General features: G+C 64.2%; 4 protein-coding genes. 3 read left to right on the forward strand and 1 reads right to left on the reverse strand.

Annotation, left to right across the window (positions count from 1 at the left end):
- Window positions 1-221: 221 nt before the first annotated feature.
- Window positions 222-755 carry a single-stranded DNA-binding protein gene (gene ssb, locus ACKODO_RS11155; RefSeq protein WP_408983506.1) on the reverse strand — a complete coding sequence of 178 codons (534 nt, stop codon included), beginning with the start codon at window positions 753-755 and terminating at the stop codon, window positions 222-224.
- 302 nt (window positions 756-1,057) lie between these two features.
- Here ssb and uvrA point away from each other — a divergent pair, with 302 nt between their 5' ends.
- The 3 genes from uvrA to ACKODO_RS11170 form a co-directional block, all read left to right on the forward strand.
- Window positions 1,058-3,997, forward strand: a complete 2,940-nt coding sequence (gene uvrA / locus ACKODO_RS11160; RefSeq protein ID WP_408983507.1) for an excinuclease ABC subunit UvrA — start codon at window positions 1,058-1,060, stop codon at window positions 3,995-3,997.
- A 405-nt stretch (window positions 3,998-4,402) separates the two neighbouring features.
- Window positions 4,403-4,558, forward strand: coding sequence for a DUF1127 domain-containing protein (locus ACKODO_RS11165; protein ID WP_408983508.1), 156 nt, complete (start codon window positions 4,403-4,405; stop codon window positions 4,556-4,558).
- A 219-nt stretch (window positions 4,559-4,777) separates the two neighbouring features.
- A partial coding sequence (locus ACKODO_RS11170) for an FAD-dependent oxidoreductase (RefSeq protein WP_408983509.1) occupies window positions 4,778-5,121 on the forward strand: 344 nt, incomplete at its 3' end.

Consider the following 5,121-nt stretch of genomic DNA (forward strand, 5'->3'; position numbering starts at 1 on the left):
TGATGGCTCGATGCTCGAATACTGGCTCGAGAACAAGGGGCCGATCCAGGCTTCGCGTCCGGGCTCCGGCTCGTAGCGCACGCCTTTCGGTCCGAGCACGCGGGGCCCTCTCCTTCTCGCGGCATGCTCGACCGGAACTCCCGCTCGGGGGAGACTTGCAAGGGTCGGTTCGCGTGATCGCGGATCGGCCCATTCTTTTGCTCAGCCGCGGCGGCTGCCCCTCAGAACGGGATGTCGTCGTCGAGATCGCCGCCCTTGCCACGCGGAGGCGCGGAGCGACCACCGCCGCCACCCATTCCGCCACCACCGCCGCCACCACGGCTCATGCCACCCCCGCCCCGATCATAGCCCACCGCACCGCCCATATCGTCGCCGCCGCCCATCTCGGCGCGACCGCCGCCTTCGCGGCTATCGAGCAGCGTGAGTTCACCGCGATAGCGCTGGAGCACGATTTCGGTGGAATAGCGCTTCTGGTTGTCCTTGTCGGTCCATTCGCGCGTCTGGAGCTGGCCTTCGAGATAGACCTTCGAGCCCTTGCGCAGATATTGCTCGGCCACCTTCGCGAGGTTCTCGTTGAAGATCACCACCGAATGCCATTCGGTCTTCTCGCGGCGCTCGCCGGTCTGCTTGTCGCGCCAGTTCTCCGAGGTCGCGATGCGCAGGTTGACGACCGGATCGCCATTCGCGAGCCGCCGCGTCTCGGGATCGCGCCCGAGATTTCCCACCAGAATGACCTTGTTGACCGAACCCGACATGCCCGTTCCCCGTCTCTCGCGCTGTCCCGACGGCCCTCCGGCCGAAGCTTGTCCTTCATAAGCCGGCCCAACGGCCCATGACAGGCCTGATGACGGCTTGTGCACAGCCATGGCGCCAGCATGCTCATGCCGTGCTCATGCGGCGTCCATGCCACGCACTCATATGTTCTTTTTTTGTTCTTTTCAATCCCTTCAATCCGTGGCAGAGTTTCCAGCGTAGAAACGGCATTGGGCAAGGGCCGGCTTGCGGGCGGGTTGGCGCATGCCTAACTCTGGCGCAGCTCCACCGGTCACAGGTTCCCATGTCGAAGTCGAAACCCTTGCGTGCCGTGCAGGCGGACGCTGTCGAAAGCCTTTTCGATGAAGCCGCCCTGCGCTTCCCCGGCGAGCGGGTGCTCAGCGTGCGCGGTGCGCGCGAGCACAATCTGAAGAATGTCGATCTCGTCCTCCCGCGCGACAAGCTGGTGGTGTTCACCGGTCTTTCGGGATCGGGCAAATCGAGTTTGGCCTTTGATACGATTTATGCCGAGGGACAGAGGCGCTATGTGGAAAGCCTCTCGGCCTATGCGCGCCAGTTCCTCGAGATGATGCAGAAGCCGGATGTCGACCAGATCGACGGGCTCTCCCCGGCCATTTCCATCGAACAGAAGACCACCTCGAAGAATCCGCGCTCCACCGTCGGCACGGTGACGGAGATCTACGATTACATGCGCCTGCTCTGGGCGCGCGTGGGCATTCCCTATTCGCCCGCGACCGGGCTTCCCATCGAGAGCCAGACCGTGAGCCAGATGGTCGATCGGGTGCTGGCCCTGCCGGAGAAGACGCGCGCCTACCTGCTGGCGCCGGTCATCCGGGGCCGCAAGGGTGAGTATCGCAAGGAGCTCGCGGATTTCCTGAAGCGCGGCTACCAGCGCGCGAAGATCGACGGGCAATATTTCGAGATTGCCGAGGCCCCTGCCCTCGACAAGAAGCTCAAGCACGACATCGACGTGGTGATCGACCGCATCGTGGTGCGGCCGGACATTGCCAGCCGCCTCGCGGATGGCTTCGAGCAGGCGCTGGACATGGCCGACGGCATCGCCGTGCTCGAATTCGCCGACGAGAAGGAGGCGGATGGCACGGCCCGCCGCATCACCTTCTCCTCGAAATTCGCCTGTCCCGTCTCGGGCTTCACGATTCCCGAGATCGAGCCCAGGCTTTTCTCGTTCAACAACCCGTTTGGCGCCTGCCCCACCTGCGGCGGCATCGGCCACGAGATGAAGATCGATCCCGGCCTCATCGTGCCGGATGAAACGCTCACGCTCCTCAAGGGCGCCATCGCCCCCTGGGCGCGTTCCACCTCTCCCTATTACGGGCAGACGCTGGCAGCGCTCGCAAAGCACTACGGCTTCCCGCTCAACAAGCCGTGGGCCAGCCTGCCCGACAGCGCAAAGATGGTCATCCTCTACGGTTCCGGCGCCGAGCCCGTGCGCTTCGCCTATGAGGATGGCATGCGCGCCTACGAGGTGGTGAAGCCCTTCGAGGGTGTCATCACCAATCTCGAGCGCCGCTACAAGGAAACCGAAAGCGATTGGTCCCGCGAGGAAATCTCGCGCTTCATGTCGGCGACACCCTGCTCGGATTGCGAGGGCCACCGCCTGAAGCCCGAGGCGCTCGCGGTGAAGATCGCGGGGATGCATATCGGCCGCGTGACGGAGAAATCCGTGGCCGAGGCGGGGCGCTGGTTCGAGGCCTTGCCGGGCGAACTCACGCCGAAGCAGAACGAGATCGCCGCGCGCATCCTCAAGGAAATCCGTGATCGCTTGCGATTTCTTTCCGATGTCGGCCTCGATTACCTGACGCTGTCGCGCTCCTCCGGCACGCTCTCGGGCGGCGAAAGCCAGCGCATCCGGCTGGCGTCGCAGATCGGCTCCGGCCTCACGGGCGTGCTCTATGTGCTGGATGAGCCCTCGATCGGCCTGCACCAGCGCGACAACGAGCGTTTGCTGGTTACTCTCAAGCGTCTGCGCGATCTCGGCAATTCCGTGATCGTCGTGGAGCATGACGAGGATGCCATCCGCGAGGCGGATTATGTCGTCGATATCGGCCCCGGCGCGGGCGTGCATGGCGGGCAGATCATCGCGCAGGGCACGCCGGCCGAGGTGATGGCGAACCCGAAATCGCTCACGGGCCGCTATCTCACGGGCATCGAGAGCATTCCCGTGCCGAAGAAGCGCCGCAAGGCCGCGCCCGCGCGGATGCTGAAGCTCGTGGGCGCCTCGGGCAACAACCTGAAGCAGGTTTCGGTCGATATCCCGCTCGGGCTTTTCACCTGCGTCACCGGCGTTTCGGGGGGCGGCAAGTCCACGCTCGTGATCGAGACGCTCTTCAAGGCCGCGGCACGCCGCCTCAACGGGGCGCTGGAAATGCCCGCGAAATTCGAGCGCATCGAAGGCCTCGAAATGCTCGACAAGGTGATCGACATCGATCAATCGCCGATCGGCCGCACGCCGCGTTCCAACCCCGCGACCTATACCGGCGCCTTCACGCCGATCCGTGACTGGTTCGCGAACCTGCCGGAAGCGAAGGCGCGCGGCTACCAGCCGGGCCGCTTCTCGTTCAACGTGAAGGGCGGCCGCTGCGAGGCCTGCCAGGGCGATGGCGTCGTCAAGATCGAGATGCACTTCCTGCCCGATGTCTATGTCACCTGCGATGTCTGCAAGGGCAAGCGCTATGACCGCGAGACGCTGGAGGTGAAATTCCGCGACCATTCCATCGCGGATGTGCTCGACATGTCGGTGGAAGCGGCGGCTGATCTTTTCAAGGCCGTGCCCTCGATCCGCGAGAAGATGGAAACGCTCGCGCGTGTCGGCCTCGGCTATGTCAAGGTGGGTCAGCAGGCGACCACGCTGTCGGGTGGCGAGGCGCAGCGCGTGAAGCTCTCGAAGGAATTGTCACGCCGCGCGACGGGCCGCACGCTCTACATCCTCGACGAGCCCACAACCGGACTGCACTTCCATGATGTGAAGAAATTGCTCGAAGTGCTCCATGAACTCGCCGACCAGGGGAACACGGTCGTGGTGATCGAGCACAATCTCGAAGTCATCAAGACCGCCGATCACGTCATTGATATGGGCCCGGAGGGCGGCGATGGCGGCGGCATGGTCGTCGCAAAGGGCACGCCGGAGGATATCGCGAAGGCCGAGGCCTCGCATACCGGGCGCTTCCTGCGGGATGTTCTGAAGCGGGGAAGAGCGACCTGAGGCGGCATGGATCGGGGATCGCGAAGATCGTGATCGGGCAAGGCTCATCACGATCCAGGCGGCTGGCGGGCCTTGCCTGCCTTTCGCGCAATCCCCCGGCCCTTCCTTGCACAATCCTGATAAAGCGGGAGAATTCCGGCTAGTCCAGACGCAAATGCGCTCCGGGCGGCACGCGGGCCACGCCATGGGCTGCCCCTCCTGATATGCAAAAAACGCATAGATGCCGCCCAAAAAAGAGGCCATCATGCCTATTTTCCGCCTTTTTTGCACTGCATAAAAGCTGGCGAATCCGAGAGCGGTGACGCGGTTGGCGCGGTTCTCACGCGGGGTGGTCCGAAAGGATCCGAGCCCGAGCGAGAGGGTCCGGCACCCCTGCCCCCGGTTCGCCAGTTTTGGAGAAAGACAATGATCTTGACCACCCTCATCGGCCGCCTCAAGGCCTATCTGCGCTATCGTCGTTCCGTCGAGGTGCTTTCGCGCCTCACCGACCGCGAACTCGACGATATCGGCATCGCCCGCTGGCGCATCGACCAGGTGTCGCGGCAGATCGCAAACACCTGAGCAAGCTCCCTGACGTGTTGGGGTCCTCCCTGCCCGAACACGCTCCTGGCCCGCCGGAAACGGCGGGCCTTTTTCTTGCCCGGAAGGCTTCCTGCCCGCCGGAAACGGCGGATCTTTCTTCGCCATCGCATTCCAACGGTTTGACGCTTCCCCCGGCAGGGCCTAGTTCCTCGGCAGGGAAACAGGGCGTTGCGCGCCCGGAAAGCAGGGATCAGCGGGATGACCGAACCGGTTCATGTCATCGGTGGCGGGCTCGCCGGGAGCGAGGCGGCGTGGCAGATCGCGCAAAGCGGCGTGCCGGTGATGCTGCATGAAATGCGCCCGGCGCGGATGACCGAAGCCCATAAGGGCCAGGGGCTTGCGGAACTCGTCTGTTCGAATTCCTTCCGCTCGGATGACAGCGATTCGAATGCTGTTGGCCTCATCCATCACGAGATGCGCCAGCTCGGCTCGCTCATCATGGCCTGCGGCGACCGGCACCAGGTGCCGGCGGGATCGGCGCTCGCGGTGGATCGGGACGGATTCTCGGATGCCGTGACGGCCGCGCTGGAAGCGCATCCGCG

The organism is Rhabdaerophilum sp. (assembly GCF_046092605.1).
Taxonomy (GTDB): domain Bacteria; phylum Pseudomonadota; class Alphaproteobacteria; order Rhizobiales; family Beijerinckiaceae; genus Rhabdaerophilum.